We start from the raw sequence: 26,262 nt of genomic DNA, 5'->3' as shown, positions 1-26,262 counted from the left end.
ACCACACGCAGGAGCGTCCATGACTGATCAGGCGGGGAACTCCGAGCAGGAGCCGCTCTCCAAGATCGATACCTCGGTTCCGCACTCGGCGCGGATCTGGAACTACTGGCTGGGCGGGAAGGACAACTACGAAGTCGACCGTGTGGCCGGTGACGCGTTCCGCGAGATCTTCCCCGGGATCGAGACCGGGGCGCGCGCCGCTCGCTACTTCCTCGCCCGCGCCGTTCGCCATCTCGCCGCCGAAGAGGGCATCCGCCAGTTCCTGGACATCGGCACCGGGCTGCCCAACGTGGACAACACCCACCAGATCGCCCAGCGGGTGGCCCCGGAGAGCCGGATCGTCTACGTCGACAACGACCCGCTGGTGCTGGCCCACGCCCGCGCGCTGCTCACCAGCACACCGGAAGGCGTCACCAACTACGTCGACGCCGACCTGCGCAAGCCCAGCACGATCGTCCGGGAAGCCGGTAAGACGCTGGACTTCGACCAGCCCGTCGCGCTCATGCTGATGGGCATCCTCGGCCACATCGAGGACCACGACGAGGCGCGCTCGATCGTGGCGGAGCTGGTGGACGCCCTGCCGTCCGGCAGCTACCTCGTCCAGTACGACAGCACCGACACCAGCGAGGACTACCTCCGGGCCATCGGGCAGTACAACGACGGCGGCTCGATCCCGTACATCCTGCGCAGCCCCGAGCAGATCGCCCGCTACTTCGACGGTCTGGAGCTGCTGGAGCCGGGCGTCACGTCCTGCTCGCGCTGGCGTCCCGACGCCGAGGCCCTGGGCCTGCCGGCGGAGGTGCACCAGTACGGCGGTGTCGCCCTCAAGCGCTGAACCCCGGGGAGCCTCGCTCAGGTCTCCTGAAGTATGCGGTGCAGGATGGTCGGAGTCTCGTCCGGTGACTCGGCTTCGACCACCAGCCGGTTCATGGCGTCCCAGTAGCGCTCGATGTCGGCCGGCTTGTCGGGATAGAGCGCGGTGGTGAGCTGCTCGAGGTAGACCACGTCGGGCAACTGGCCGCCGGGCAGCCGCAGAATGGTGACCGGACCGCCCTCCGCGGCATGCCCGCCGGAGAGGAACGGCAGGATCTGGACGGTGACCTGCGGAAGCCGGCAGACCTCGATGAGATGCCTGAGCTGGGCGCGCATCACCTCCGGCCCGCCCACCGGGCGCCGCAGCGCCGCCTCGTCGATCACGGCCCAGAGCTGGGCCGCTCCCGGCTGCCGGTGCAGGATCCGCTGCCGCGTCATCCGCAACGCCACCCGGCGGTCGATCTCCCGCGCGTCGGCGTCGGTGTGGGCGAGCCGGACGGCGGCGCGCGCGTAGTCGGGGGTCTGGAGCAGTTCGGGGACGCGCTGTATCTGGAAGCAGCGGATGACGCTCGCCGCCTGCTCGGCACCGAGGTAGCTCTGCGTCCAGGAGGGCACCACGTCGCTGTAGTACTGCCACCAGGCGTGGGTGTTGGCCTGTTCGGCCAGCGCCAGCAAGGTGGCGCGTTCGGCCTCGTCCGTGACGCCGTAGTGCGTGAGCAGGTCGGCGACGTCCCGCAGTTTGAACCCGTGGCGGCCGGCCTCCATGCGGCTGATCTTGGACGGGGAGGCGCGGATGACGTCACCCGCCTCCGCCCTGCCGATGCCTCGCGCGTCCCGCAGCCTGCGCAGCCGGGCGCCCAGCGCCAGCCGGGGGACCATGGGCCCGGCGGATCTCCCGTCCAGGACTCCGCTGAAGGGCGACGTTCGAGCGGCCTCTTCGCTGCCCATGGCATGTCTCCTTGCGGTGGTGCGCAACGCCGCGCGCGTGGGGGCGCCGCGGCTCGTTCATCCTAGAGGCCCTGCCCTGGCCCCATCCCGCTTATGCCAAAGGCGGGTTCGACCGCGGTGTGGGACCGCCGAAGGGCAGGTGAAGACTCCGGGAGGCGAGCAGCCAGGGTCCGTCGGTCCGCCGGAACTCGTCCTCGTAGTGCCCGACCTGGACGGGCGGCCCGGCCGGGATGACGCCGCCGTCGTAGCCGTCGACGCGGTAGGTCGTGAAGTACGAGATCGCCCGGGCGGTGTCCGGGGAGGTCACCGTGACCAGGACGTTGGACATCATGCGGCGGGAGAGCCGGTCGGCGGGGCGGGAGCCGAAGTAGGCCCGCAGGGCGTCGCGTCCCTTGACCAGCCGCCCGTCCTGCGGCCACTGCCAGACGCCGTCCTCGGTGAACAGCTCGGCGACGGAGGAGGGGTCGCCCAGGTCGAGCCGGTGGACGAAGTCGAGGATCAGCCGCTCGCAGGCGCGTTCGGCGAGGAGGTGTTCCATGGGGTCCATGGGCTTGGTTCTAGCACCTGACCCGGACAGCCGGGTACGTCACCTGGACGGCCACACCTAGACGGCCACGTACGTCACCGGCACGCTCCCCGGCACCGCCTCCGCCCGGCCCAGTTTGACCAGGCGGCGCAGATGGGCCTCTGCCTCGGAGACCGCGATGTTCCTCGAACCGTACGGGATCTGCTCCCAGGGGCGGTTCCACTCCATGCGTTCGGCGAGCTGCCAGGGAGTCAGCGGCTCGGCGAGGAGGGCCCGCAGGGCGTTGAGGCGGTCCTCGTGGTGGGTGAGCAGCTCGCGCACACGGCCGGCGGCGTCCGGGAAGGGGTGCTGGTGGGCCGGGAGCACCTCGGCGGGGGCGAGGCGGCCCACGCGTTCGAGGCTGTCGAGGTAGTCGCCGAGGGGGTCGGTGACCGTGGCCTCGTCGGGATCCTCGTAGAGGCCGATGTGCGGGGTGATCCCGGGCAGCAGGTGGTCACCGGAGAACAGGCGGCCGTGGCCGGGCAGTCGGGCCGGGTGTTCCTCCTCCAAGTGCAGGCAGACGTGGCCGGGCGTGTGCCCCGGGGTCCAGATCGCGCGCAGGCGGCGGCCGGCGAGGTCGAGGAGTTCGCCCGGGACGATGTCGCGGTCGGGCAGGGCGGGGGAGAGGCCGGGCAGGGCGCGGGGCCGGGGCGTGCGCAGCGGGGCGAGGTGCTCCTCGGGCGCGCCGGCGGCGGTGAGCTTGGCCGTCATGTACGAGAACCAGCGCTCGGGCCGGGCTTCCCGGGTCCGCCGTACGACCGCGGTGTCCGCCGCGTGCATCGCGATCCAGGCGCCCGAGGCCTCGCGGACCCGGCCGGACAGACCGTGGTGGTCCGGGTGGTGGTGGGTGATGACCACGCCGTGGATCTCGGCCACCGAGGTGCCGCACGCCGTGAGCCCGTCCGCGAGGGTGTCCCAGGACTGCGGGTCGTCCCAGCCGGTGTCGATGAGCACCGGCCCCCGGTCGGTGTCGACGACGTACACGAGCGTGTGGCCGAGGGGGTTGTCCGGGATGGGGACCCGGAGGGACCGGACACCTCCACCGTGGTCGTGCACGGGCCCGTTCCGGCTGCTCTTCATCTGCCCTCCGCCCCCAGACCCCACGGCCATTGCCCACTATAACTAGAACTGGTATCAGTTCTGAAATACCGTCAGGAACGGGCCCGTCCCCGGGAGGCATGTGCCATGACCGAACTCGTGGAACACGGACAGCTGTTCATCGGCGGGGAGTTGACCGACCCCCTGGGCCAGGACGTCATCGAGGTGGTCTCGCCGCACAAGGAAGAGGTCATCGGACGCGTCCCGCACGCCTCGGCCGCGGATGTGGACCGGGCCGTGGGGGTGGCGCGGCGGGCGTTCGACGAGGGGCCCTGGCCGCGTATGAGCCTCGATGAGCGGATCGAGGTCGTGAGCCGGATCAAGGACGGGATCGTCGCCCGGCACGAGGAGATCGCCCGCGTGATCTCCGGCCAGAACGGCTCGCCGTACTCCTGGAGCATCCTCGCCCAGGCCTTCGGCGCGGTGATGGTCTGGGACTCGGCGATCACCGTCGCCCGTAACTTCACGTACGAGGAGCGGCGCGACGGCGTGCTGGGCAGGATTCTGGTGCGGCGGGAGCCGGTCGGGGTCGTGGCCGCCGTCGTGCCCTGGAACGTCCCGCAGTTCGTCGCCGCCGCCAAGCTCGCCCCCGCGCTGCTCACCGGCTGCACGGTCGTCCTCAAGCCCTCGCCCGAGTCGCCGCTCGACGCGTATCTGCTCGGCGAGATCGCCCGCGAGGCCGGGCTGCCCGAGGGTGTGCTCTCGATCCTGCCCGCCGACCGGGAGGTGAGCGAGTGCCTGGTCGGGCACCCCGGCATCGACAAGGTGTCCTTCACCGGGTCTGTCGCCGCCGGGAAGCGTGTGATGGAGGTGGCCGCCCGCAACCTCACCCGTGTGACGCTCGAACTGGGCGGCAAGTCGGCGGCCGTCGTCCTGCCCGACGCGGACGTCGAGACGGCCGTGGCGGGCATCGCCCCCGCGGCCTGGATGAACAACGGCCAGGCCTGCGTCGCCCAGACCCGCATCCTGCTCCCGCGCTCCCGCTACGACGAGTTCGCCGACGCCCTGGCCGCGGCGGCCGGCGCGCTCGTGGTCGGCGACCCGCTGGACCCCGCCACCCAGGTGGGCCCGCTCGTGGCCAGGCGGCAGCAGCAGCGCAACCTCGACTACATCCGCATCGGCCAGGAGGAGGGCGCGAAGATCCTCACCGGCGGCGGACGCCCGGCCGGTCTGGACCGTGGCTGGTACGTCGAGCCGACCCTCTTCGGCGACGTCGACAACTCCATGCGCATCGCCCGCGAGGAGATCTTCGGTCCCGTCATCTGCCTGCTGCCCTACGACGACGAGTCCGACGCCGTGAAGATCGCCAACGACTCCGACTACGGGCTGAGCGGCAGCGTCTGGACCGCGGACGTCGAGCACGGCATCGACGTCGCCCGGCAGGTCCGCACGGGCACGTACTCCGTCAACACCTTCAGCCTGGACATGCTCGGCCCCTTCGGCGGCTACAAGAACTCCGGCCTGGGACGGGAGTTCGGGCCCGAGGGGTACGGCGAGTACCTGGAGCACAAGATGATCCACCTCCCGGCGGAAGCGTAGAGATGGGCGACCGCTGGCACGTCGAGGTCGACCGCTCCCTGTGCATCGGCAGTGCCCAGTGCGTTCACCACGCCCCGGACGGCTTCCGCCTGGACCCGGCCCGCCAGTCCCATCCGCTCACTCCCGACACGGACGCGAACGAGAGGGTCCTGGAGGCGGCGGAGAGCTGCCCGGTGGAGGCGATCGTGATCACGCTGGGGGGCGGCGGCGAGGCGGTGTTCCCGCCGGAGGACTAGACCGTGTCCGGCCCAGGGGCGTCTGGCGGTGCGGGTGTCAGGCGCCTGGGGCCCGGTACTGCACCTTCTGCCGGACCGCCTCGTCGACCTCGTCGGCCGACAGCAGTACGACCGTGCTCGTGCGCACCCCGCCGGCGGCCGACACGACCATGCCCATGGCCGCGGCGGAGGTGTTGCCGGGCAGCTCCGCCGTGAGGTAGACGTCGTCGTCGCCGAACGCCCAGTACATCGTCTCCACCCGGCCCCCGAGGCCCTCGACCATGCGTCCGACGACCTCACGCCGTGCGGTGCCGCCCTCGCTGAGCAGACCCTTCAGCCCGTCCGGGGTCAGCTTGACTTTGAAGAGGTACTTCGACATGAGGACACCTCCAGCTTCCGGTATGTCCCAGCAGTCGCTCCTACCTCTTATGATCCACCAGGAGGGACAATTCCGAAAAATATCGCATAAGGGGCTTCCTTCTGCGGACAGAAGTTCTAGCCTGGAATTGGCCTACGAGGCGAGTGAGGGAGTCCGACCGGAGTAGCCGACGGTGGCAGGAAGCCAGGAGGTATGGGTTTCCGCCGGTGCCGACTGCGACGGTAGGGCTGAGAGGCCGGAAGGACGCAAGGCCGAGAGGCCGGGCGACCGGAAGGCGACCCCCAGTACCTGATCCGGACCATGCCGGCGAAGGGAACCCGTCTCGTAGGTCCTAGTTCTGCCCCTCCGGCCCCTGCCCCTCCGGATTCGTCAGGGTGATCAGCCGGCACACCGTCTCGATGTCGATCCGCACCTGGGCGATCGAGGCGCGGCCCGACAGCCACGTGATCAGCGCCGAGTGCCAGGTGTGCTCGATGACCCGGACCGCCGAGAGCTGCTCCGGCGTCGGGTCCTCAAGACCCATCGCGTCCAGGATGATCGCCGTCGTCTGTCGCGAGACCTGGTCGACCTCCGGGCTCACGCTGCGGTCGGCGAAGGTGAGGGCGCGGACCATCGCGTCGGCCAGATGTGGCTCGCGCTGCAGGGCGCGAAAAGCCCGCATCAGTGTCTCGGCGACCCGCTCGGCCGCCGACTCGCCCTGCGGGGGCTTCTTCCGCAGCGTGCCGTGCATGTGCTCGAGCTGGTCCTGCATCGTGGCGACCAGCAGGTGGATCTTGGAGGGGAAGTAGCGGTAGAGGGTGCCGAGCGCCACCTGTGAGGACTCGGCGACCTCGCGCATCTGCACGGCGTCGAAACCGCCCCGGCTGGCCAGTTGCGCGCTCGCGTGCAGGATGCGGCGACGGCGGGCCTCCTGTCGCTCCGTGAGGGGAGGGGAGGCGGGGGCTGCGGCTCTGGCTTCCACCTTGGCCACTGTGTTCACCTTGGCTTCCGCGGGGCTGGGATCCCGTTCCGTGACGGTCCGTGAGGGCAAGTGATCAGACAGCATGGCACGGCACCGGCCGTGGCGTGAATCACCTGATCCACTGGTCACAGCGCCCCTACCTGCCGGTAGATTCAGAGCCTCCGAACGATCAAGTCTGAAACTTGTTCTAGATTAGCGTCCCGGCGTAATCTCGCGGGACAGTGCAGGGAGAAGGGGGCCAGAGTGACCGCTGAGGCCAGGGAGGCCGGGCCCTCGGAGGACCCCGCCGCCGACGGCTTGCGACCGCTCCGCATCGCGCTCCTCACCTATAAAGGGAACCCGTTCTGCGGCGGCCAGGGTGTCTATGTCCGGCACCTCTCGCGCGAACTGTCCCGCCTCGGCCACCGCGTCGAGGTCATCGGTGCCCAGCCCTACCCCGTCCTCGACGAGGGCTACGACGGCCAGAGCCTCACCGAGCTGCCCAGCCTCGACCTCTACCGCCAGCCGGATCCTTTCCGCACCCCGGGGCGTGACGAGTACCGCGACTGGATCGACGCGCTCGAAGTGGCGACCATGTGGACCGGCGGTTTCCCCGAGCCCCTGACGTTCTCGCTGCGCGCCCGCCGCCATCTGCGCTCCCGCCGGGGCGAGTTCGACGTGGTCCACGACAACCAGACGCTCGGGTACGGGCTGCTGGGAGACGTGGGCGCGCCCCTGGTGACCACGATCCACCACCCCATCACCGTCGACCGGCAGTTGGAGCTCGACGCGGCGGACGGCTGGAAGCGGCGCCTGTCGGTGCGCCGCTGGTACGCCTTCACCCGTATGCAGAAGCGCGTCGCCCGCCGGCTCCCCTCCGTCCTCACCGTCTCCGGCACGTCCCGCCAGGAGATCGTCGACCACCTCGGCGTACGCCAGGACCGGATCCACGTGGTCCACATCGGCGCCGACACCGACCTGTTCTCGCCGGACCCCTCGGTGCCCGTCGTGCCGGGCCGCATCGTCACGACGTCCAGCGCGGACGTGCCGCTGAAGGGCCTGGTCCATCTGGTCGAGGCGCTCGCCAAGGTGCGCACGGAGCACCCCGGCGCGCACCTCGTCGTCGTCGGCAAGCGGCCCACGGAGGGGCCCGTCGCCCAGGCGATGGAGCGGTACGACCTCGCCGGCGCCGTCGACTTCGTCAAGGGCATCTCCGACGCCGAACTCGTCGACCTGGTGCGCTCGGCTCAGGTCGCGTGCGTGCCGTCGCTGTACGAGGGCTTCTCGCTGCCGGCCGCGGAGGCCATGGCGACGGGCACGCCCCTGCTCGCCACGACCGGCGGCGCCATACCCGAGGTCGCGGGCCGTGACGGGGAGACGTGCCTGGCGGTGCCCCCGGGGGACGCGGGCGCGCTGGCCGCCGGTCTGGGCCGGCTGCTGGGCGACGCGGAGTTGCGTGCGCGGCTGGGAGCGGCCGGTCGGGAGCGAGTACTGCGGCACTTCACCTGGGCCAGGGCGGCGGAAGGAACGGTGGCCAGATACCGGGAGGCGATCGCCAGGTCCCAGAGCGCCGAAGCGGGCCGCTCCGCGGCGGGCGACGGCGGCTCCGCGACCCGGGCCCCGGGCGGCCCGGCGCCAGTGGCCTCTGCCGGCTCCACGCCCCTGGCTTCCGACCGCTCCGCGGCCTCGACAGGCGCTGAGCCCGCGGCTCCCACAGGTGCTGTGTCCGCGGCCCCCACAGATGTAGAAGGCGTCAACTCCGAAAGCAGGGCCACGTGCTGACCGTCGACTTCTCCCGGTTCCCGCTCGCCCCGGGCGACCGCGTCCTGGACCTCGGCTGTGGTGCCGGCCGGCACGCGTTCGAGTGCTACCGGCGCGGTGCGCAGGTCGTGGCGCTGGACCAGAACGCCGAGGAGATCCGCGAGGTCGCCAAGTGGTTCGCGGCGATGAAGGAGGCCGGTGAGGCCCCCGAGGGCGCCACCGCCACGGCCATGGAGGGCGACGCCCTGGCGCTGCCCTTCCCCGACGAGTCCTTCGACGTCGTCATCATCTCCGAGGTGATGGAGCACATCCCGGACGACAAGGGCGTCCTCGCGGAGATGGTGCGGGTGCTCAAGCCCGGCGGCCGCATAGCCGTCACGGTCCCGCGCTACGGCCCCGAGAAGGTCTGCTGGACCCTGTCCGACGCCTACCACGAGGTCGAGGGCGGCCACATCCGCATCTACAAGGCCGACGAACTCCTGGCGCGCATCCGCGAGGCCGGCCTCAAGCCCTACGGCACCCACCACGCGCACGCGCTGCACTCGCCCTACTGGTGGCTGAAGTGCGCGTTCGGCGTCGACAACGACAAGGCCCTGCCGGTGCGGGCGTACCACAAGCTCCTCGTCTGGGACATCATGAAGAAGCCGCTGGCCACCCGGGTCGCCGAGCAAGCGCTGAACCCGCTGATCGGCAAGAGCTTCGTGGCGTACGCGACCAAGCCCCATCTCCCCCGGGTGGACGCCAAGTGACGACCCCCCGGACAGAACACCTCGTCCTGCCCGGGGTCCTCACCGCAGGGCAGGCCGCCGCGACCGTCGCCGGCATCCTCGCCGTGCAGCGCGAGGACGGTGCGATCCCGTGGTTCCGGGGGCACCACCTCGACCCGTGGGACCACATCGAGGCGGCCATGGCCCTCGACACGGCCGGCGAGCACGAGGCCGCCGAGCGGGCCTACGTGTGGCTGGCCCGGCACCAGAACGAGGACGGCTCCTGGTACGCGGCGTACACGGACGGGCAGTTCAACGACGTCACCGACCGGGGCCGGGAGACCAACTTCGTCGCCTACATCGCCGTGGGCGTCTGGCACCACTACCTCTCCACCGGCGACGACACGTTCCTGGAGCGGATGTGGCCGGCGGTGTACGCGGCGGTGGAGTTCGTGCTGCGTCTGCAGCAGCCGGGCGGGCAGATCGGCTGGCGGCGCGACGACGACGGCACGGACACGGCCGACGCCCTGCTGACGGGCAGCTCCTCGATCCACCACGCGCTGCGGTGCGCGCTGGCGATCGCCGAGCAGCGGGAAGAGGCGCAGCCGGACTGGGAGTTGGCGGCGGGTGCCCTGCGGCATGCGATACGGCGGCATCCGGAGCGGTTCCTCGACAAGAACCGGTACTCGATGGACTGGTACTACCCGGTACTGGGGGGTGCGCTGACCGGGGCCGAGGCCAAGGCCCGTATCGAGGAGGACTGGGAACGGTTCGTCGTCCCAGGGCTCGGGGTGCGGTGTGTCGTGCCCAACCCGTGGGTGACGGGGGGCGAGTCCGCCGAACTCGCCCTCGCGCTGTGGGCGATGGGCGAGTCCGATCGGGCGTTGGAGGTACTGCAGTCGATCCAGCATCTGCGGGATCCGGAGAGCGGGCTGTACTGGACGGGGTACGTCTTCGACGATGACGCGATCTGGCCGCGGGAGTTGACCACGTGGACGGCCGGGTCGTTGTTGCTGGCCGTGGCCGCGTTGGGTGGGCATGAGGCCACGTGCCAGGTGTTCGGTGGGGACGAGTTGCCCGTGGGGCTGGACTCGGACTGCTGCGCCTAGCAGCTCGGGGGCTCGCGTCGGTTTGCGGGCGCGGGTTGTGCGTGGTTGACCGCGCAGTTCCCCGCGCCCCTAGGGCATCAATGCCGGTGTGCGCGATTGGCGATCGCGTGGCCCACGAACAGGTAGACCACCGCTGCCAAGCCGTAGCCGCAGACCACTCGGGCCCAGGCCTCGTCGAAGGTGAAGAGGTCATGGGACCAGCCGGCGAGCCAGCGGGCCGCGTCGTGGATGAACTGGACGAACGAGTTGCCGGGGTTCGCGTCCAGCAGGTACATCAGGATCCACAGACCCAGGATGAGCGCCATGATGTCGGCCACGACCGCGACGATCGTGCCGGCCTGATTCGCACCGTTGCGATATCGAGGGGACATGTCATTCGGATTGCCCCGGAACCCCGGATGAAACCCGGGTATTCGCTCAGGCGTTCAACTCGGCGAGCACGCGCAGCGTGTGGCGGTCGGGGCTGAGCACCAGCAGGTCCGTCACCGGGCCCTTGCGCCACGACTCCAGCCGCTCCGCGATCCGTTCACGCGGGCCGACCAGGGAGATCTCGTCGGCGAAGGCGTCGGGGACGGCGCGGACGGCCTCCTCGCGGCGTCCGGAGAGAAACAGGTCCTGGATGCGGCGGGCGTCTTCCTCGTAGCCCATGCGGGCCATCAGGTCGGCGTGGAAGTTGCGGGCCGCGTGTCCCATGCCGCCGATGTAGAAGCCCAGCATCATCTTGACGGGCAGCAGGCCCTCGGCCACGTCGTCGCAGACCCGGACCTGGGCCATCGGCGCGACCAGGAAACCCTCGGGCAGGTCGGCCAGGGCCGGGCCGTACACCTCCGGCCGGGTCGGTGACCAGTACAGCGGCAGCCAGCCGTCAGCGATCCGGGTCGTCTGGGCGACGTTCTTCGGGCCCTCCGCCCCGAGCAGGACCGGCAGGTCGGCGCGGAGCGGGTGCGTGATCGGCTTGAGGGCCTTGCCGAGTCCCGTGGCGTCCGGGCCCTGGTACGGGTGGGAGTGGAAGCGGCCGGACAGTTCGACCGGGGCCTCGCGGCGGAGCACCTGCCGTACGACGTCGACGTACTCGCGGGTGGCGGTGAGCGGGGACCTCGGGAACGGGCGGCCGTACCAGCCCTCGACCACCTGCGGCCCGGACAGCCCGAGGCCCAGCATCATGCGGCCGCCGGAGAGATGGTCGAGGGTGAGCGCCTGCATGGCGGTGGTGGTCGGCGGACGGGCCGCCATCTGGGCAACCGCCGTGCCCAGCTTGATGGTGGAGGTGTGGGCGGCGATCCAGGTCAGCGGTGTGAACGCGTCCGAGCCCCAGGACTCCGCCGTCCACACCGAGTCGTAGCCCAGCCGTTCGGCCTCCTGTGCCAGCGGAATGTGGTCGGGGGAGGGGCCGCGGCCCCAGTAGCCGAGTGCGAGACCGAGCCGCATACCTGCCTCCTGACGGTGTGTCAGCCGACTGGGGCGACGACTGTACGGCAACGGCCCCCCGCCCGGAAGGGCGAGGGGCCGTGAAGGGGGCGTGGGCTCAGCCGCGCTGGATGCCCGACGTGTCCTGCAGCACACCGCGGCGGCCGTCCTGCGTCTGCGCGACCAGGGCCGGGCCGCGCTGCTCGACGGCCAGGTACCAGGTACCCGGGGCGAGTTCGGCGATCGGCGTCGGCGAACCGTCCTCGGCGAACAGCGGACGCGGCACCGGCACCGCGAACCAGAACGGCGAGAAGTCCCCGGCCGGGGCCTGCGGCGCCTGCGCCTGCTGCGGCTGGGGCTGACCACCGAACGGCTGCCCCGGCTGCCCCGGCCCCGGCTGACCGGGCTGGCCGGGCTGCGGGTGACCGTAGCCGCCCGGCTGCTGGGCGCCCGGGTAGCCGTAGCCACCGGGCGGCTGGGCGCCGTAGGGCTGCGGGGCGGCCGGACGGGGAGCCGGGAGGAGGGCGCCCTTGAGGGCCGGGACGAGGGGGGTGGCGATCGCGGCGGCGGCCAGGAGCAGCGTCGCTACCAGGGCGAGGATCAGGCCGATGCCGGGGCTCGGGGCCCCCTCGCCCGCGTTCTCACCGATGTTGTCGAGGCCACCCGGCGCGTCGACGATGTTGCCGAGCGCGCTCCACGCGGCGAACACCGTGAAAGCGGCGCCGAACTGGCCGAGGTCGAGCCCCGCGATCTTGGGGACCTGCGGCAGGCCCCGCGCCACGACGACGAGCGCGGCGCCGATGATCCCGGCCAGCACGACGCTGAACACGACCGGGCCGCTGCCCCACAGCATGGGGAGGTCGACGCTGTCGGGGACATTGTCGAACGAGTACAGGTCGAGGAACGACGCGATGAAGAGCAACACCGCTGCTCCGATCACCACGCCGTCGCCTCGAGTGAGGGAGCGGATATTCACTTCAGGTCCTTCGTAGGTCGTCTCATCGTCGGTAGAGGCGTCGCTGTCACCATGTCGCCGTCAGGCCCCTGTGTGAAGCGCGGGGGTGGCCCCTCATCGTACGAACGGACCCTATCGTCCGCCCTGTCTGGGTGTCCGCCGGGATCCGCCCGTCGAGAACTACCCGCGCAGGAAACTCACGATTCCCTCAGAGATCCCTTGCGCCGCTTTCTGCCGCCACGCGCCACTGGTCAGTGATGCCGCGTCCTTGCTATCGCGCATGTTGCCGCACTCGATGAACACCTTCGGAACCGTTGACAGATTGAGACCGCCCAGGTCCTTACGCGTGACGAGGCCGGAGCCGTCGCCGATGTAGTTGGACGGGGCGCTGCCGGTGACGGCCACGAATCGGCCCGCGACGCGCTCGCCGAGGTCGCGGGAGGGGGCGACGATCGCGCGGGTGTCGGCGGCGCCCGAGTTGACCGCGCCGGGCAGGATGACGTGGAAGCCGCGGTTGCCGGAGCCCGAGCCGTCCGCGTGGATCGAGACCACGGCGTCGGCCTTCGCCTCGTTGCCGATCCGGGCCCGCTCGTCCACGCACGGGCCGTACGGCCGGTCGGCGTCCTGCGTGAGCTTCACCGTGGCACCCTGCTCCTCGAGGAGCGCGCGCATCCGGTGCGCGACGTCCAGGGTGAACTTGGCCTCGGTGTAACCGTCGTTGGTGGACGTACCCGTGGTGTCGCACTCCTTCCAGTTCGTCCCGATGTTCACCTTGCGGTTGATCTCGGACGGGTGCTGGAAGTTGTCCGGGTTGTGCCCGGGGTCGATGACGACGACCTTGCCCTTGAGCGGGCCGGAGGCGCCGGCGGGAGCGGAGGCCGAGGGCGCGGTGGGCGTGGGGTCGGCGCCCGGCTTCTTGCCGTCGTCGGTGGCGTCGTCGCCGGGCGGGCTCGACGCGGCGGGCGGGGAGGACCGTACGGTCGCCTGCCCCGAGCCGTCGTCGCCCGAGCCGCCCACGGTCTCGTACACCAGCCAGCCGAGCAGCGCCCCCGGCACCAGCGCGGCGAGCGCGACGGTCAGGGGGCCGCGGCGGGGGCGGCGGGGCTGGGGCGGTTCGAAGTCCGGGCCTACGTACGACACGTCCCTCACCCTAGCGGCCGTCCCGGGGCGGACGCGGGCGGAGGACGGCCGGGCGGGTGGCGGCTACCTCCCGTTCCCGTCGGGGTCCTGGCTCCGTACCGCCTCCTTCACCTCCGCCTCGATCTCCTGACGGGACACGTCCTCCTGCTTCGCGTACGCGGTCATCGCCGCCTGTACGTCACGGGCGAGGTCGCGCCAGGCCCGCCAGGCGGTCTCCCACGTCGTGGTCTGCTGGTCGCTCCATTTGGTCTGGGTGGGCGGACCGTAGGCGTCCCGCAGTTTCCGCATACGGGCGTGCGCCTCGTCCGCCGCACGCTGCTTCTCCACGAGCTCTGCGAATGCGATGGTGTGTGCCACGCGCCCGGATCCTCGAACAGCGACCGCCCCCCACCGACACGCCACGCCGCCCGTGGGCCGACCGGGAAGGGGCACGGGGGGCGCGGTTCACCCGGCCAGCCGCTCCCCTAGATGCCCGGCCCCGTGCGCCGCAGTACGCGCAGGGAGTTCGTCGCCGAGGTCTCGGTGAACGCGCCGGAGGCGAGGGCGCGGAGGTAGACGCGGTACGGGGCCTGGCCGGTGAACTCGTCCTTAGGGTTCGGGAAGACGTCGTGGATGGCGAGCAGGCCGCCCTCGGCGACGTGCGGTGCCCAGCCCTCGTAGTCGGCGGTGGCGTGTTCGTCGGTGTGGCCGCCGTCGATGAAGACCAGCCCCACGGGCGTGCCCCAGATCGCCGCGATCTGCGGGGAGCGCCCGACCAGGGCCACCACGTGGTCCTCAAGGCCCGCCCTGCGCAGGGTGCGGCGGAACGTAGGCAGCGTGTCCATCAGGCCGATCTCGGGGTCGACCGTCTCGGGGTCGTGGTACTCCCAGCCCGGCTGCTGCTCCTCGCTGCCGCGGTGGTGGTCGACGGTCAGCGCGACGGCCCCCGCCTCACGGGCCGCGTCGGCGAGCAGGATCGTGGACCGGCCGCAGTACGTCCCGACCTCCAGCAGCGGCAGCCCCAGCCGCCCGGCCTCCACCGCCGCCGCGTACAGGGCCAGCCCCTCATCCACGGGCATGAACCCCTTCGCCGCCTCGAACGCGGCCAGGATCTCGGGCTTCGGGACCGCGGGCGGCATGGGGTTCCTTCCGGTCGTACGACTGTGTGGGCGCCCCATGCTGCCGTACCCCCTGCCGGCGGGCGACAGGGGGTACCGAGCGGTAACAGAATCAGGCGGGGACCGTCTCGCCCGGCAGGGGCAGGTCCAGGTCGACCGGGCGGTCGTCGCCCGTGTGGGTCGCCGCGGAGGCGAGCGGCGCGTGGCCCGGGGCCCGGGCGGCGACGACGTAGGAGCCCCGGTCGGGGACGGTGAGCGCGTAGCTGCCGTCCTCGGCGGAGAGGGTCGCGCCGGCCTGGCGGCCCCGCCGGTCGATCAGCGTGACCTTGGCTCGGGCGACCGGGGCACCGTCCGCGTCCAGGACCCGGCCGCGGAAGCCGCGCAGGACCGCCTCGGCGTGCTCCAGGTTGGCATCCTCCTCGCTGCTGGCCCGCAGCTGCGGGTGGACGGCCGGGCGGCGGCCGGGCAGGAAGAGGGCGAAGAGCAGGCCCACGGCGACCGCGGCGGTCGCGATCAGGAAGGAGACCCGGAAGCCGTGCATGGTCGGGATCTCGACACCGCCCACGTTGTTCGCGGTGTTCGCCAGCACCATGCCGATCACGGCGCTCGACACCGATGTACCGATGGAACGCATCAGGGTGTTGAGGCCGTTGGCCGCACCCGTCTCCGAGGCCGGGACCGCGCCGACGATCAGCGCGGGCAGCGAGGAGTAGGCGAGGCCGATGCCCGCGCCCAGCAGGACCGCGATGACCAGGCTCTGCCAGGCGGCGCTCATCAGGCCGAGGCCGGCGCCGTAGCCGATCGCGATGATCAGCAGGCCGAGGATCAGGGTGACCTTGGGGCCGTACTTCGCGGACAGCCGGGCGTAGACGGGGGCCGTGAACATCATCGTCAGACCGAGCGGCGCGACGAGCAGACCCGCGACGACCATCGACTGGCCGAGGCCGTAGCCCGTGGACGTCGGCAGCTGGAGCAGCTGCGGCAGGACCAGGGAGACGACGTAGAAGGAGACGCCGACCATGATCGAGGCGAGGTTGGTGAAGAGGACGGCCGGGCGGGCCGTGGTGCGCAGGTCCACCAGCGGGGCCTTGAGGCGCAGTTCCATCACGCCCCACAGGAGCAGGACGACCACGGCGGCGCCGAACAGACCGAGCGTGGTCCCGGAGGTCCAGCCCCAGTCGCTGCCCTTGGTGATCGGCAGCAGGAACAGCACGAGACCGGCGGACAGCCCGAGCGCGCCCGGCAGGTCGAAGGAGCCCTCGGCGCGCATCGGGGACTCCGGTACGACGAGGAGGGTCAACGCGATGGAGAGCACACCGAGGCCGGCGGCGCCGTAGAAGAGGGCGTGCCAGTCGGCGTGCTGGGCGACCAGGGCGGCGGCGGGCAGGGCGAGGCCGCCGCCGACGCCTATGGAGGAGCTCATCAGGGCCATCGCCGAGCCGAGCCGTTCCCGGGGCAGCATGTCGCGCATCAGGCCGATGCCGAGCGGGATCGCGCCCATCGCGAAGCCCTGGAGCGTACGGCCGGTGATCATGAGCACCAGATCGCTGGTGAGCGCGCTGAGCAGGGCGCCGACGACCATGACGGCGAGACTGAGGATGAGCATGCGCCGCTTGCCGTAGAGGTCGCCGAGGCGGCCCATGATCGGGGTGGCCACCGCACCCGAGAGAAGGGTCGAGGTCAGGACCCAGGTCGCGTTGCCGGGGTCGGTGTCCAGCAGTTGCGGCAGATCCTTGATGACCGGGACGAGCAGGGTCTGCATCACCGCGACAACGATGCCCGCGAAGGCGAGCACCGGGACCACGGCCCCGCTCGCTCTGCCGGCGGGACGGTCTGTCGTCGTCTGCGTCATTGAGAGGGGCCTCCAGGCCGGGAAGGTGTGCGGGAGCTACGGATCACGGGTTACGTGGTGACTGAACTTGTATGTGCAGGCAACTATTCCGTTGCTTTGGCACTCTAACGAATTCTTGACCTTCTCTTGGGGAAGGGGGCCGGTCCTGGGGCAGTCCCGGGGAGGGGCCCTGGGCCTAGGCCGAAATCCCGATGCCAGGAGCGTGGATTGGTTGAGAGCATGACACCCATGCTCGAAACCGCCGAAAGGGCCCGCACGCCGCGCCGTGCCGCGCCTCCCACCTGGCTCGTGGTGGCGCTCACCTGTGCCGGGCAGTTCCTCGTCGTCCTGGACGTGTCCGTCGTCAACGTGGCGCTGCCCTCGATGCGGACCGGCCTCGGGCTGAGCGAGCAGGGCCTGCAGTGGGTGGTCAACGCCTACACCATCGCCTTCGCCGGATTCATGCTGCTCGGCGGGCGGGCCGGAGACCTCTACGGACGCAAGCGGATGTTCCTCGTCGGGCTCGGTGTGTTCACCCTGGCCTCGGCGGCGGGCGGACTGGCGCAGGACGACTGGCAGTTGCTGGTCGCACGGGCCGTACAGGGACTGGGCGCGGCGGTGCTGGCGCCCTCGACACTGACCATCCTCACCTCATCGGTGCCGGAGGGCCCGGCCCGGGCCCGGGCGATAGGGACCTGGACGGCGGTCGGGGGCGCCGGTGGCGCGGCGGGCGGTCTGGCCGGCGGGCTTCTGGTGGAGGCGCTGTCCTGGCGGTGGGTGCTGCTGATCAACGTGCCCGTCGGTGTCGTGGTGCTCTGCGCCGCCGCCTGGTTCCTCGTCGAGGGCCGGGCCGGGGACCGGCGGCGGCTCGACCTGCCGGGCGCGCTGCTCGTGACGACCGGGCTCGGCACGCTCGCCTACGGCATCTCCCAGACGGAGGCGGAGGGCTGGACGGCGGCGGCCACGCTGCTGCCGCTGCTCGCCGGGCTCGTGCTGATCGCCCTGTTCCTCGCGGTCGAGGCCCGCACCGCGAGCCCGTTGATGCCGCTCGGGCTGCTGCGCCTGCGGTCGGTGGCGTCGGCGAACGTCTCGATGTTCCTGTGCGGCTTCGCGATGTTCTGCATGTGGTTCTTCATGACCCTGTACGCGCAGAACGTCCTGGGCTACCCACCTCTGGAGGCCGGACTGGCCCTGGCCCCCAGCTCCCTGGCCGTCGTCCTCGGCTCCAAGCTCGCGCCCCGGCTGATGCGGGCGGCCGGCCCGCGCACCGTGGCGGTGCTGGGCACACTGGTCGCCGTGGCCGGCTTCGCCTGGCAGTCCAGGATGACCGCCGAGGGTTCGTTCGCTACGGCGATCCTCGTCCCCGGCATCCTCATGATGCTCGGCGCGGGCCTCGCGTCGACACCGCTCGCCGCCCTGGCCACCTCCGGCGCGGCCCCCGGCGAGGCCGGCCTGGTCTCCGGCCTCGTCAACACCTCCCGCACGATGGGCGGTTCACTGGGCCTGGCCGTCCTGTCCACCCTCGCCGCGGCCCGGACAGCGGGCAGCGGAACACCGGCGGCGCTGACGGAGGGCTACGCGCTCGCCTTCCGTGTGGGCACCGGGGTGCTGATCGCGAGCGTGCTGCTGATGTGGGTCTGGCTCCCGCGGACGCCGCGGGAGCGGTAGGACCGCCGGACGCCTGCGGGCGGTGGAAATCAGCGGGCGTCGCGTCGGCCGGAGTGGGGGTGTCCTGGCCCCTGGGCGGCATGCCGCCGGCGTTTCGGGCCGGGGGTGAAGGGGTGCGCAAGGGGAGGGCGTCCCGGTGGCGCGGTGGGCCGTGGACGGCGGTTCGCCGATGCCCAGAAACCAGCTCTGACCTGGGGTTTCGACGGGTCTCGTCGTAGAATTGGCGGACGCGGAAGGGGGGCCGGATGGACCGGAACATGCGCACCGTCGACGACGTACTCGCCCTGCTCGACGGGTTGTTCGCACCCGAGGCCGATCGGTGGACGGGCCGGGGTGCGGACTGGTGGGACGAGTTCTACGCCGACCGCTCACGGCCGGTGCCGTTCTTCGTGGCGAAGCCGGACGAGAATCTGGCGAGTTGGGCGGAACGCGGGTTGATCAGCGGTAGGCGCGCGCTAGAGCTGGGGTGCGGTCCGGGGCGCAACGCGCTGTATCTGGCGGCCCGGGGGTTCGAGGTGGACGCGGTCGACCTGTCTCCGGCGGCCGTCGACTGGGCCGCGGAGCGGGCCCGGGAGGCCGGGGTGGAGGGCGTGCGGTTCCACTGCGGCGACGCGTTCGCCCTCGCCGGTACGGAACTCGCCGGGCCGTACGACCTCGTCTACGACTCCGGCTGCTTCCACCATCTGCCTCCGCACCGGCGGATCAGCTATCTGGCCCTGCTGGAGAACGTCCTGGCCCCCGGGGGCCTGTTCGGCCTCACGTGCTTCGCCGCCGGTGCCGGGGGGATGGGGTCGGAGCTGTCCGACGCGGACTTCTACCGGGACGCGGCCGGACTGCGGGGCGGGCTCGCGTACACGCCCGAGTCGTTGCGGGGGATCTTCTCGGGGCTCACCGAGGTCGAACTGCGGCGGATGCGGGACGAGCCGGAGGAGTCGGGATGCTTCGGGGAGGGCTTTCTGTGGACGGCCCTGTTCCGTGGGGCGGGGGCGCGGGGCTCAGAGCCAGCCCTGGCTGCGGGCCTCGCGTAGGGCCTCCGTGCGGTTGCGGGTGCCTGTCTTGCCGATGGCGGAGGAGAGGTAGTTGCGGACGGTGGACTCCGAGAGATGGAGCCGGGCCGCGATGTCGGCGACGGTCGCGCCGTCCGCCGACGCCTTGAGGGTGTCGCTCTCGCGGCTGGTCAGCGGGTTGGGGCCGGCGCTGAGCGCGGCGGTGGCGAGGGCCGGGTCCACCACGGTCTCGCCGGCCAGGACACGGCGGATGGCGGCGGCCAGTTCCTCCACCGGACCGTCCTTCACGAGGAAGCCGGTGGCCCCCGCCTCCATCGCCCGGCGCAGATAGCCGGGGCGGCCGAACGTGGTGAGGATCAGCACGCGGCAGTCGGGGACCCGGGTCCGCAGGTCGGCGGCGGCGTCCAGGCCGCTCCTGCCCGGGAGTTCGATGTCGAGGAGGGCGACGTCGGGGCGGTGGGCGAGCGCCGCATCGAGGATCGCGTCACCGGCGGCCACCTGGGCGACGACCTCGATGTCGTCCTCCATGCCGAGCAGCAGCGCGAGCGCGCCGCGCATCATGCCCTGGTCCTCCGCGAGCAGGACGCGGACGGTTCTGTCGGTCACGCGTCCAGGGTAGGGCGGGGCGAGGAGAGCAGCGAGGCCAGCGTTTCGGTGAAGGCCTTCGCCGAGTGGTCGGCGTGCTCACGTATGCGCGTCGCGACGGCGTCGGCTCCGCCGCCCTCCACCAGCCGCGCGATCCGGTCGATGCTCTGCTCGTGGGGTTCCTGGGTGGACAGGTAGAAGTCCGTCGCGTCGTACGCCATGTGGAAGACGTGCTTCTTCACATCGCTCAGCGTCAGATAGTCGTCGTGGGTCTTCGGGGTCGGCTCGGGCGCGCCGACACACACCGCCGGGGTGCCCGCGCCCCAGGCGTTGACCGCCAGGTGGTAGGTGTCCGTGATGACCAGCCGGTAGCGGGGCAGGACCCCCACCAGGTCGCCGATGGTGTGGTCGCCCGGGCGGGCCGCGATGTGGCCGACCGGAGCGGGGACGTCCCGGTCGAACCAGGGCAGCCACTCCAGGGGAGCGCCCAGGCGGTCGGACAGGTCCTGGCAGGCGGCGGGCAGCCACTCGGGGACGGGTGTCCTGGCGCCGAGGAACACACCGATCGCACCACCCTTCGGGAGGGACCGGGACCAGTCCGTGACCGGGAGGTGGTCGAGGTCGCCCGGGCGGGACAGCAGCGCCGCGTCCGAACCGAAGTGGTCGGTCGTACGGTCCCCGCGCAGGTGCGCGATCTTCGCGGCCGAGAGCGGGTCACGCACCCAGGTGCGGTGGTTGCGCGTCACCAGGCGGGCGAACAGGGGGCCGTACTCCTTGTCCTCGTAGTCGGACTGCGTGTTGTGCAGGATGGTCCCGCCGTAGCTGAGGGTCCGGGTGAGCAGTTCGTCGGGCTGGTCCGCGAACAGCAGGGTCCGGTTCAGCAGGTTCCGGGCGGCGTCCCGGTCCGCGGCGATGCCGAAGTCGAGCAGACGGTTCGTCGCGTCCTGCGCCAGATAGTGCCGGGTGTGCAGGAAGTCGCCCCAGAAGACGACCGCGTCGTGGTCGCGGAGCGTGTCGAGGTGCTCGGCCAGCGGAAGGAAGCGGAACGGGAAGCCGGTGCCTCGCGCGCACTCCCGCAGCGGCACGGTGTCCGGTGTGTGCAGGGTGAACCAGGTGGCGTCGATCTGATCACCCTCGGCGGTCATCCGCCGCCGCAGGGACTCGAACGCCAAGTCCACGGTCAGCATGCCCGTGTTGCGGTACCCGATGTTCGGCGCGGTGATGACGGCGACGCGTCCCATGTGCTCCATTTCCCCCAGCCGTTGCCCACGCCGTCGACGTACGGCGCGCCCCCTCGGCCAACGTACACGGCGACGCCGCTCGGCAGAGGCCCCGCCCCCTGTGGCCGGCTGCCCGCCGACGGTGCGGCGTCACGCCGGTTCCACCACCGCCGGGCGCGCGTCCGCCGTGTCGACGTCGAGCGGCAGCTCCGCCGTCACCGCGAATCCGCCCCTCGCCCGCGGCCCCGCCGTCAGCGACCCACCCGCCACCGCGAGCCGCTCCGTCAGCCCGGTCAGCCCCGTACCACCGAGCCCACCGGAACCCCAGGCCCCGCTCATGGCTCCGAACTCCCCAGCGGCACAGACCCCACCCCCGCCGACCGCCTCGCCCGCGCCTCGGCAGACCGCACTCGCCCTGCTTTCGGCGACTGCCCGGGCTCCGGCCGCGGCGCCTGCCCCGGCCGCGCCTGCCCCGCCGTCGGTAACCGCCCTGCCTCCGCTCGTGGCGACGGCTTCGGCCGCGCCTTGGCCGGCCGCTCCCGCCCTGCTTTCGGCGACTGCCCGGGCTCCGGCCGCGGCGATTGCCCCGGCCGCGCCTGCCCCGCCTTCGGCAACCGCTCGGCCTCCGCTCGTGGCGACTGCTTCGGCCGCGCCTTGGCCGGCCGCTCCCGCCCTGCCGTCGGCGACCGTCCCGCCTTCGCCCACGGCGACCGTCCCGCCTTCGCCCACGGCGAGCGCCCCGCCTTCGCCCACGGCGACCGTCCCGCCTTCGCCCACGGCGACCGTCCCGCCTTCGCCCACGGCGACCGTCCCGCCTTCGCCCACGGCGACCGTCCCGCCTTCGCCCCCGCCCAGGGCCCCGCGCCCGCCGTCGGCGACCCCCTCCGCCCCACCCACGGCGACCACCCCCGCCCCGTCATCCGCCACAGTCACCCGCACCCGCTCCCCGGCCCCCGCCAGCGTGATCTCGCAGCGTGCCGCCGTGCTGTGTCGTACGACGTTCGTGACCGCCTCCCGTATCACCCAGCCCAGCAGGACCTCGGTCTGCGGTCCGAGCGGGGGGCCGGTGCGGGTCACGGTGAGGGTGATGCCCGCCGCCGTCAGGGCCGAGTGCGCGCGGGTGAGTTCCGTGTCGAGGCTGCCCTGCCGGTAGCCGGTCACGGCCTCGCGGATCTCCGTCAGGGCCTGGCGGCCCACGGCCTCGATGTCCGTGATCTGGGCCAGCGCGGCGTCCAGGTCGCGGGCTGCCAGGCGTCTGGCCGCCTCCGACTTCACGACGATCACCGACATCGTGTGCCCGAGCAGATCGTGCAGGTCACGGGAGAAGCGGAGCCGTTCCTTCTCGACCGCCCGGCGGGCCAGCTCCTCGCGGGCGGCGCGCAGCTCCCGTACCGCCTCGGAGAGGCGGATGATCGCGGCCGTCACCATCGCCGAGATCCATGTGGCGTACGCGATGTCGAGGCCGCCCCAGCCGTCGTGGAAGCAGGACACCGCCCCCGCCAGCACCGCCACGGCCGTACCGGCGGGCCGCAGATGCGACAGCCGCAGGGCCGCGCCCGTCGCGAGCCCGAGCAGGGGGAAGAACAGCAGCCAGGTGCCGCCGTAGCCGACGCCGAGCGCGCAGGTCACGGCCGCCAGCACCGCGAGCGCCACCCGGGTGGACAGGGCCTCGCGCTTCTCCCGGTCGAACGCGCGGAACGCCACGTAGATGTACAGCGAGTTGAACGTGAACAACCCAAGCCCGCCGATCCACGGGTCCGTCGTCCGGTCCTGGAAGAGGTTGGAGAACGCGCCCATCCCCAGCAGCAGCCACGGCAGCAGCGTGAAACCGCTGGGCGGCGGCCCGGGGTTCTCGGGGAGCTCGCCCGACTTCCGGGCGGCCCGCCACTCGGCCTCGAGCCGCGCCTTGTTCGCCTTGTAGTACCGCTGATGCGCCCTGGCCTGCCGGACGGCCGACCGTGTCGCCTCGAAGTGGCACCTGACCTTGCCTGTCCAGGACATGTCCCCGCCTTCGATCGTGGTTATGACGGTGACGCTACGGATACGGCGTGGTGGGCGGCAGATGCGGTTGTACGGAGTTCGGCAGGACAAATGTCACCGGCGCCCGCCCTCCCGACCTCGATATCTGACACGACGTCAGGAGGCTTCACAAGTGTGGGGGCCTGGGCTATACAGAGGGCGCGGGACTGGAACGCGTTCCAGTTGAAGTCGGTCCGTTCCGGTCCGGTCCCAGACGGCCTCGGTGCGGCCGACGGTGCGGACGGCCGTGCCGAGGTCCTTCCCACGGCGCTGCCGAGGCCTTCCTACGGCGATCAGGAGCCCCATGCCCATCGACGCAGCCAAGGCGCTCGCCGCCGAACCCCGGACCGGCGAGATCACCTGGGACCACAAGGACGTGCAGCTGTACCACCTCGGCATCGGCGCGGGCACCCCTGCCACCGACCCCGACGAGCTGCGCTACACCCTGGAGTCCCGGCTGCACGTCCTGCCGAGCTTCGCCACCGTCGCGGGCGGCGGAAAGCCCGGGGTGACCGGCGGGCTGTCCATGCCCGGCATCGAGGTCGACCTGGCCCGTGTCCTGCACGGCGGCCAGAGCCTCGTCATCCACCGGCCCATCCCCGCGACGGGTACCGCCACCGCGACCAACCGGATCGCCGCCGTGTACGACAAGGGCAAGGCGGCCGTCCTGGTGCTGCGCACCGAAGTCGGCGACCCCGACGGCCCGTTGTGGACCAACGACGCCCAGATCTTCATCCGCGGCGAGGGCGGCTGGGGCGGCGACCGCGGCCCGTCCGCCCGGCTCGCCCCGCCCGCCGGTGAGCCGGACCGGGTCGTCGAGCGGCACGTCCGCGAGGACCAGGCCCTCCTCTACCGCCTCTCCGGCGACTGGAACCCCTTGCACGCCGACCCCGAGTTCGCCAAGGTCGCCGGGTTCGAGCGGCCCATCCTGCACGGACTGTGCACCTACGGCATGACGCTCAAGGCGGTCGTCGACACGCTGCTCGGCGGGGACGTGACCCGGGTGCGCACCTACACCACCCGGTTCGCCGGGGTCGTGTACCCGGGGGAGACGCTGCGGATCCGGATGTGGCACACGCCGGAGTCCACCCGGGTCGCCGTCGGTGCCGTCGAGCGCGAGGACGCGCCCGTCCTCGCCGACACCATCGTCGAACACACCTGAGTACACAACCGAGTCCAGAACGCCGTACGAGGGGAGCCGCACCATGCGCGCAGCCGTACTGCACGAGATCGGCCAGGACAAACTGGAGGTCCTCGACGACGTCGAGGCGGTGGGGTTCGGACCCGGCAAGGTGCGGATCAGGGTGCGCGCCACGGGGCTGTGCCACTCGGACCTGTCAGCGATGAGCGGGGTCCTGCCGCAGCCCGCGCCCTTCGTGCCCGGGCACGAGGGAGCGGGGGAGATCCTCGAAGTCGGCGAGGGCGTCACCCACTTGAAGACCGGTGACCGGGTCGTCGTGTGCTGGCTGCCCGCCTGCGGCGCCTGTCCCGCCTGCAAGCGCGGCCAGACCGAACTGTGCCTCGCCGGGTTCATGAACGCCGGCACGCCCAACTTCAAACGCCCCGGCGGGGACGTCTTCGGCTTCGCCGGCACCGGCACCTTCACCGAGGAGGTCGTCGTCGACGCCGGCTGCGCGGTGCCGATACCCGACGACGTGCCCTTCGACATCGCCGCCCTCATCGGCTGCGGTGTGACGACCGGGCTGGGTGCCGCGCTCAACACGGCGGACATGGAGGCCGGTTCTTCGGTGGCGGTCATCGGGTGCGGGGGCGTCGGCATCTCCGTGATCCAGGGAGCCCGGCTGCGGGGCGCCGCCGAGATCGTCGCCGTCGACCCCATCGCCTCGCGCCGCGAGAGCGCGCTCGAGTTCGGCGCCACCAAGGCCGTCTCCCCGGACGAACTGCCCGACGCCAAACAGCGGGTCACCGCCGGCGAGGGCTTCGACTACGTCTTCGAGGTCGTCGGCAAGTCGGCCACGGCACGGACCGCGTACGACACCACCCGGCGCGGCGGCACCCTCGTCGTGGTCGGCGCCGGCGCCATGGACGACTTCCTCCAGCTCAACATGTTCGAGCTGTTCTTCGACGAGAAGCGGATCCTGCCGTCCATGTACGGCGGCGGAGACGTCCTGCGCTCCTACGAACGCACCATCGCCCTGTGGCGCGCGGGCCGGGTCGACCTGGCGGGCCTGATCACCCACCGGGTCCCGTTCGCCGACGTCAACGAGGCCCTGGACCAGATGCGGACCGGGACCGCCCTGCGTACGTGCATCGAGATGTGAGGACCCACGCCATGTCGCAGCCGCAGCCGCTGCCCCTCCAGGGACTGTCCGCGATCGTCACGGGCGCGGGCCGCGGGCTCGGCCGGGCCGAGGCGCTGGAACTGGCCCGGCTCGGCGCCGCCGTGGTCGTCAACGACTACGGGCAGGCGGGCCGCGACGGCAGCGGCGAGGCGTCCGCCGGGCCCGCCGAGGAGGTCGCCGCCGAGATCCGGGCGGCGGGCGGGGCCGCCCTCGCGCACACCGGCGACGTCTCCGACTTCCGGAAGGCGGGCCAACTGGTCGAGTCGGCCGTCGCCGAGTTCGGCAGGCTCGACATCCTCGTCAACAACGCGGGCATCCTGCGCGACCGCATGGTGTTCTCGATGGCCGAGGAGGAGTGGGACGCCGTACTCCGGGTGCACCTCAAGGGGCACTTCAACACCACCCGGTTCGCCGCCGCCCACTGGCGGGAGCGGTCCAAGCGGGCCGGACAGCCGGTGTTCGGGCGGATCGTGAACACCTCCTCGGAGGCGTTCCTCGCCGGTTCCGCCGGGCAGCCCAACTACGCGGCGGCCAAGGGCGGGATCGTCGGCCTCACCACCTCCACGGCCCTGGCCCTCGGCAAGTACGGCGTGACGGCCAACGCGATCTGCCCCCGCGCCCGCACCCGGATGACCGAGGACGTCTTCGCGGGCGTCGAGCGCGCATCCGGTGACGGCCTCGACCCGCTCGCCCCCGAGCATGTCGCCCCGCTCGTCGGCTATCTGGCTTCGCCTGCGGCCGCCCACGTGAACGGGCAGCTGCTCGTGGTGCACGGCGGGATGGTCGCCGTCGTCGAACGGCCGCGGGTCGCCGCCAAGTTCGACAGCAAGCAGGACACCTTCACGTACGACGAGCTGGAATCCGTCCTCGGGCCGTACTACGCGGACCGGCCGACGGGGGAGACCTTCGCGGCGGCGGAGGTGCTGGGACTGAAACGCGGCTGAGGAACGCTGAAC

At 71.9% G+C, this 26,262-nt stretch carries 25 protein-coding genes and 1 pseudogene; 11 read left to right on the top strand and 15 right to left on the bottom strand.

All coding sequences use genetic code 11. From position 1 onward, the window contains the following. Window positions 1-19 precede the first annotated feature (19 nt). Window positions 20-835: an SAM-dependent methyltransferase gene (locus AC07DF_RS23335; protein ID WP_478974446.1), complete on the top strand. Its 816-nt coding sequence runs from the start codon at window positions 20-22 to the stop codon at window positions 833-835. A 17-nt stretch (window positions 836-852) separates the two neighbouring features. Here the strand turns inward: AC07DF_RS23335 and AC07DF_RS23330 are convergent, their stop codons facing one another. From AC07DF_RS23330 to AC07DF_RS23320, 3 genes are all read right to left on the bottom strand, one after another. After that, window positions 853-1,761: a helix-turn-helix domain-containing protein gene (locus AC07DF_RS23330; protein WP_478974443.1), complete on the bottom strand. Its 909-nt coding sequence runs from the start codon at window positions 1,759-1,761 to the stop codon at window positions 853-855. A gap of 91 nt (window positions 1,762-1,852) precedes the next feature. Continuing rightward, complete coding sequence (locus AC07DF_RS23325) at window positions 1,853-2,308, bottom strand: nuclear transport factor 2 family protein (RefSeq protein WP_478974441.1); 456 nt, start codon at window positions 2,306-2,308, stop codon at window positions 1,853-1,855. A 57-nt stretch (window positions 2,309-2,365) separates the two neighbouring features. Beyond that, window positions 2,366-3,406 (bottom strand): MBL fold metallo-hydrolase, encoded by a 1,041-nt coding sequence (locus AC07DF_RS23320; RefSeq protein WP_478974438.1) that lies wholly within the window; start codon window positions 3,404-3,406, stop codon window positions 2,366-2,368. Window positions 3,407-3,511: 105 nt separating this feature from the next. Here AC07DF_RS23320 and AC07DF_RS23315 point away from each other — a divergent pair, with 105 nt between their 5' ends. After that, complete coding sequence (locus tag AC07DF_RS23315) at window positions 3,512-4,963, top strand: aldehyde dehydrogenase (RefSeq protein ID WP_478974435.1); 1,452 nt, start codon at window positions 3,512-3,514, stop codon at window positions 4,961-4,963. Between the two features lie 2 nt (window positions 4,964-4,965). Further along, the gene (locus tag AC07DF_RS23310) at window positions 4,966-5,199 is read left to right on the top strand and encodes a ferredoxin (protein WP_478974432.1); all 234 of its coding nucleotides are present in this window, start codon (window positions 4,966-4,968) and stop codon (window positions 5,197-5,199) included. Between the two features lie 37 nt (window positions 5,200-5,236). Here the strand turns inward: AC07DF_RS23310 and AC07DF_RS23305 are convergent, their stop codons facing one another. Together AC07DF_RS23305 and AC07DF_RS23300 are read right to left on the bottom strand one after the other, a co-directional pair. Continuing rightward, window positions 5,237-5,557, bottom strand: a complete 321-nt coding sequence (locus AC07DF_RS23305; protein WP_478974428.1) for a GYD domain-containing protein — start codon at window positions 5,555-5,557, stop codon at window positions 5,237-5,239. 331 nt (window positions 5,558-5,888) lie between these two features. Then, complete coding sequence (locus AC07DF_RS23300) at window positions 5,889-6,602, bottom strand: TetR family transcriptional regulator (RefSeq protein WP_478974425.1); 714 nt, start codon at window positions 6,600-6,602, stop codon at window positions 5,889-5,891. Between the two features lie 159 nt (window positions 6,603-6,761). On the opposite strand from AC07DF_RS23300, the gene AC07DF_RS23295 reads away from it, so the two are divergent. Genes AC07DF_RS23295 through AC07DF_RS23285 form a run of 3 tightly spaced genes read left to right on the top strand, consistent with a single transcriptional unit; the run spans window position 6,762 to window position 10,074 of the window. Next, window positions 6,762-8,279: a glycosyltransferase family 4 protein gene (locus tag AC07DF_RS23295; RefSeq protein WP_478974422.1), complete on the top strand. Its 1,518-nt coding sequence runs from the start codon at window positions 6,762-6,764 to the stop codon at window positions 8,277-8,279. Further along, complete coding sequence (locus AC07DF_RS23290) at window positions 8,273-9,007, top strand: class I SAM-dependent methyltransferase (protein WP_478974419.1); 735 nt, start codon at window positions 8,273-8,275, stop codon at window positions 9,005-9,007. Before AC07DF_RS23295 ends, AC07DF_RS23290 begins: the two co-directional genes overlap by 7 nt. Next, a complete protein-coding gene (locus AC07DF_RS23285) occupies window positions 9,004-10,074 on the top strand; it encodes a prenyltransferase/squalene oxidase repeat-containing protein (RefSeq protein WP_478974416.1) in 1,071 nt (356 codons plus the stop codon). Before AC07DF_RS23290 ends, AC07DF_RS23285 begins: the two co-directional genes overlap by 4 nt. A 77-nt stretch (window positions 10,075-10,151) precedes the next feature. On the opposite strand, the gene AC07DF_RS23280 is transcribed toward AC07DF_RS23285, so the two are convergent. The 7 genes from AC07DF_RS23280 to AC07DF_RS23250 form a co-directional block, all read right to left on the bottom strand. Next, window positions 10,152-10,445: a hypothetical protein gene (locus AC07DF_RS23280; RefSeq protein ID WP_175432264.1), complete on the bottom strand. Its 294-nt coding sequence runs from the start codon at window positions 10,443-10,445 to the stop codon at window positions 10,152-10,154. A gap of 46 nt (window positions 10,446-10,491) precedes the next feature. After that, on the bottom strand, window positions 10,492-11,502 hold the full coding sequence (locus AC07DF_RS23275) for an LLM class F420-dependent oxidoreductase (protein WP_478974412.1): 1,011 nt from the start codon (window positions 11,500-11,502) through the stop codon (window positions 10,492-10,494). 97 nt (window positions 11,503-11,599) lie between these two features. Next, window positions 11,600-12,457 (bottom strand): hypothetical protein, encoded by an 858-nt coding sequence (locus tag AC07DF_RS23270; RefSeq protein WP_478974409.1) that lies wholly within the window; start codon window positions 12,455-12,457, stop codon window positions 11,600-11,602. A gap of 159 nt (window positions 12,458-12,616) precedes the next feature. Beyond that, window positions 12,617-13,576 (bottom strand): N-acetylmuramoyl-L-alanine amidase, encoded by a 960-nt coding sequence (locus AC07DF_RS23265; protein WP_478974406.1) that lies wholly within the window; start codon window positions 13,574-13,576, stop codon window positions 12,617-12,619. 63 nt (window positions 13,577-13,639) lie between these two features. Next, the gene (locus AC07DF_RS23260; protein ID WP_478974403.1) at window positions 13,640-13,933 is read right to left on the bottom strand and encodes a hypothetical protein; all 294 of its coding nucleotides are present in this window, start codon (window positions 13,931-13,933) and stop codon (window positions 13,640-13,642) included. Between the two features lie 107 nt (window positions 13,934-14,040). Next, window positions 14,041-14,694 (bottom strand): class I SAM-dependent methyltransferase, encoded by a 654-nt coding sequence (locus AC07DF_RS23255; RefSeq protein ID WP_478974400.1) that lies wholly within the window; start codon window positions 14,692-14,694, stop codon window positions 14,041-14,043. A gap of 91 nt (window positions 14,695-14,785) precedes the next feature. Further along, the gene (locus AC07DF_RS23250; RefSeq protein ID WP_478974397.1) at window positions 14,786-16,525 is read right to left on the bottom strand and encodes an MFS transporter; all 1,740 of its coding nucleotides are present in this window, start codon (window positions 16,523-16,525) and stop codon (window positions 14,786-14,788) included. A gap of 219 nt (window positions 16,526-16,744) precedes the next feature. Here AC07DF_RS23250 and AC07DF_RS23245 point away from each other — a divergent pair, with 219 nt between their 5' ends. Beyond that, window positions 16,745-18,172, top strand: a complete 1,428-nt coding sequence (locus AC07DF_RS23245; protein ID WP_478974394.1) for an MFS transporter — start codon at window positions 16,745-16,747, stop codon at window positions 18,170-18,172. A 245-nt stretch (window positions 18,173-18,417) separates the two neighbouring features. Continuing rightward, a complete protein-coding gene (locus AC07DF_RS23240) occupies window positions 18,418-19,200 on the top strand; it encodes a class I SAM-dependent methyltransferase (protein ID WP_478974391.1) in 783 nt (260 codons plus the stop codon). On the opposite strand, the gene AC07DF_RS23235 is transcribed toward AC07DF_RS23240, so the two are convergent. The 3 genes and pseudogenes from AC07DF_RS23235 to AC07DF_RS23225 form a co-directional block, all read right to left on the bottom strand. Continuing rightward, on the bottom strand, window positions 19,168-19,785 hold the full coding sequence (locus AC07DF_RS23235) for a response regulator (RefSeq protein WP_478974388.1): 618 nt from the start codon (window positions 19,783-19,785) through the stop codon (window positions 19,168-19,170). The two genes, AC07DF_RS23240 and AC07DF_RS23235, sit on opposite strands and share 33 nt — an antisense overlap. Beyond that, window positions 19,782-21,005 carry a hypothetical protein gene (locus AC07DF_RS23230; RefSeq protein ID WP_478974385.1) on the bottom strand — a complete coding sequence of 408 codons (1,224 nt, stop codon included), beginning with the start codon at window positions 21,003-21,005 and terminating at the stop codon, window positions 19,782-19,784. The genes AC07DF_RS23235 and AC07DF_RS23230 overlap by 4 nt, the downstream gene beginning before the upstream one ends. Window positions 21,006-21,776: 771 nt before the next feature. Next, window positions 21,777-22,985 (bottom strand): annotated as a pseudogene (locus AC07DF_RS23225) (sensor histidine kinase); the annotation flags it as partial. Window positions 22,986-23,307: 322 nt separating this feature from the next. Between AC07DF_RS23225 and AC07DF_RS23220 the strand changes: the two are divergent. From AC07DF_RS23220 to AC07DF_RS23210, 3 genes are read left to right on the top strand one after another with little or no spacing between them, the layout of a single operon-like run. Further along, a complete protein-coding gene (locus AC07DF_RS23220; RefSeq protein ID WP_478974382.1) occupies window positions 23,308-24,165 on the top strand; it encodes a MaoC/PaaZ C-terminal domain-containing protein in 858 nt (285 codons plus the stop codon). Between the two features lie 43 nt (window positions 24,166-24,208). Further along, complete coding sequence (locus tag AC07DF_RS23215; RefSeq protein ID WP_478974379.1) at window positions 24,209-25,285, top strand: Zn-dependent alcohol dehydrogenase; 1,077 nt, start codon at window positions 24,209-24,211, stop codon at window positions 25,283-25,285. An 11-nt stretch (window positions 25,286-25,296) separates the two neighbouring features. Continuing rightward, window positions 25,297-26,250: a 3-oxoacyl-ACP reductase gene (locus tag AC07DF_RS23210; RefSeq protein WP_478974376.1), complete on the top strand. Its 954-nt coding sequence runs from the start codon at window positions 25,297-25,299 to the stop codon at window positions 26,248-26,250. Window positions 26,251-26,262 lie beyond the last annotated feature (12 nt).

It is taken from the genome of Streptomyces sp. NPDC044719, assembly GCF_056433405.1.
Note: the sequence above shows the minus strand (reverse complement) of the source record. Positions and strands in the feature narration are given on the sequence as shown.

Bases quoted from the DNA above. Each gene is read 5' to 3' on its own strand.
- AC07DF_RS23335 (WP_478974446.1), top strand. From the start codon at position 20: ATGACTGATCAGGCGGGGAACTCCGAGCAGGAGCCGCTCTCCAAGATC.
- AC07DF_RS23330 (WP_478974443.1), bottom strand. From the start codon at position 1,761: ATGGGCAGCGAAGAGGCCGCTCGAACGTCGCCCTTCAGCGGAGTCCTG.
- AC07DF_RS23325 (WP_478974441.1), bottom strand. From the start codon at position 2,308: ATGGACCCCATGGAACACCTCCTCGCCGAACGCGCCTGCGAGCGGCTG.
- AC07DF_RS23320 (WP_478974438.1), bottom strand. From the start codon at position 3,406: ATGAAGAGCAGCCGGAACGGGCCCGTGCACGACCACGGTGGAGGTGTC.
- AC07DF_RS23315 (WP_478974435.1), top strand. From the start codon at position 3,512: ATGACCGAACTCGTGGAACACGGACAGCTGTTCATCGGCGGGGAGTTG.
- AC07DF_RS23310 (WP_478974432.1), top strand. From the start codon at position 4,966: ATGGGCGACCGCTGGCACGTCGAGGTCGACCGCTCCCTGTGCATCGGC.
- AC07DF_RS23305 (WP_478974428.1), bottom strand. From the start codon at position 5,557: ATGTCGAAGTACCTCTTCAAAGTCAAGCTGACCCCGGACGGGCTGAAG.
- AC07DF_RS23300 (WP_478974425.1), bottom strand. From the start codon at position 6,602: ATGCTGTCTGATCACTTGCCCTCACGGACCGTCACGGAACGGGATCCC.
- AC07DF_RS23280 (WP_175432264.1), bottom strand. From the start codon at position 10,445: ATGTCCCCTCGATATCGCAACGGTGCGAATCAGGCCGGCACGATCGTC.
- AC07DF_RS23275 (WP_478974412.1), bottom strand. From the start codon at position 11,502: ATGCGGCTCGGTCTCGCACTCGGCTACTGGGGCCGCGGCCCCTCCCCC.
- AC07DF_RS23255 (WP_478974400.1), bottom strand. From the start codon at position 14,694: ATGCCGCCCGCGGTCCCGAAGCCCGAGATCCTGGCCGCGTTCGAGGCG.
- AC07DF_RS23250 (WP_478974397.1), bottom strand. From the start codon at position 16,525: ATGACGCAGACGACGACAGACCGTCCCGCCGGCAGAGCGAGCGGGGCC.
- AC07DF_RS23245 (WP_478974394.1), top strand. From the start codon at position 16,745: ATGACACCCATGCTCGAAACCGCCGAAAGGGCCCGCACGCCGCGCCGT.
- AC07DF_RS23240 (WP_478974391.1), top strand. From the start codon at position 18,418: ATGGACCGGAACATGCGCACCGTCGACGACGTACTCGCCCTGCTCGAC.
- AC07DF_RS23230 (WP_478974385.1), bottom strand. From the start codon at position 21,005: ATGGGACGCGTCGCCGTCATCACCGCGCCGAACATCGGGTACCGCAAC.
- AC07DF_RS23220 (WP_478974382.1), top strand. From the start codon at position 23,308: ATGCCCATCGACGCAGCCAAGGCGCTCGCCGCCGAACCCCGGACCGGC.
- AC07DF_RS23215 (WP_478974379.1), top strand. From the start codon at position 24,209: ATGCGCGCAGCCGTACTGCACGAGATCGGCCAGGACAAACTGGAGGTC.
- AC07DF_RS23210 (WP_478974376.1), top strand. From the start codon at position 25,297: ATGTCGCAGCCGCAGCCGCTGCCCCTCCAGGGACTGTCCGCGATCGTC.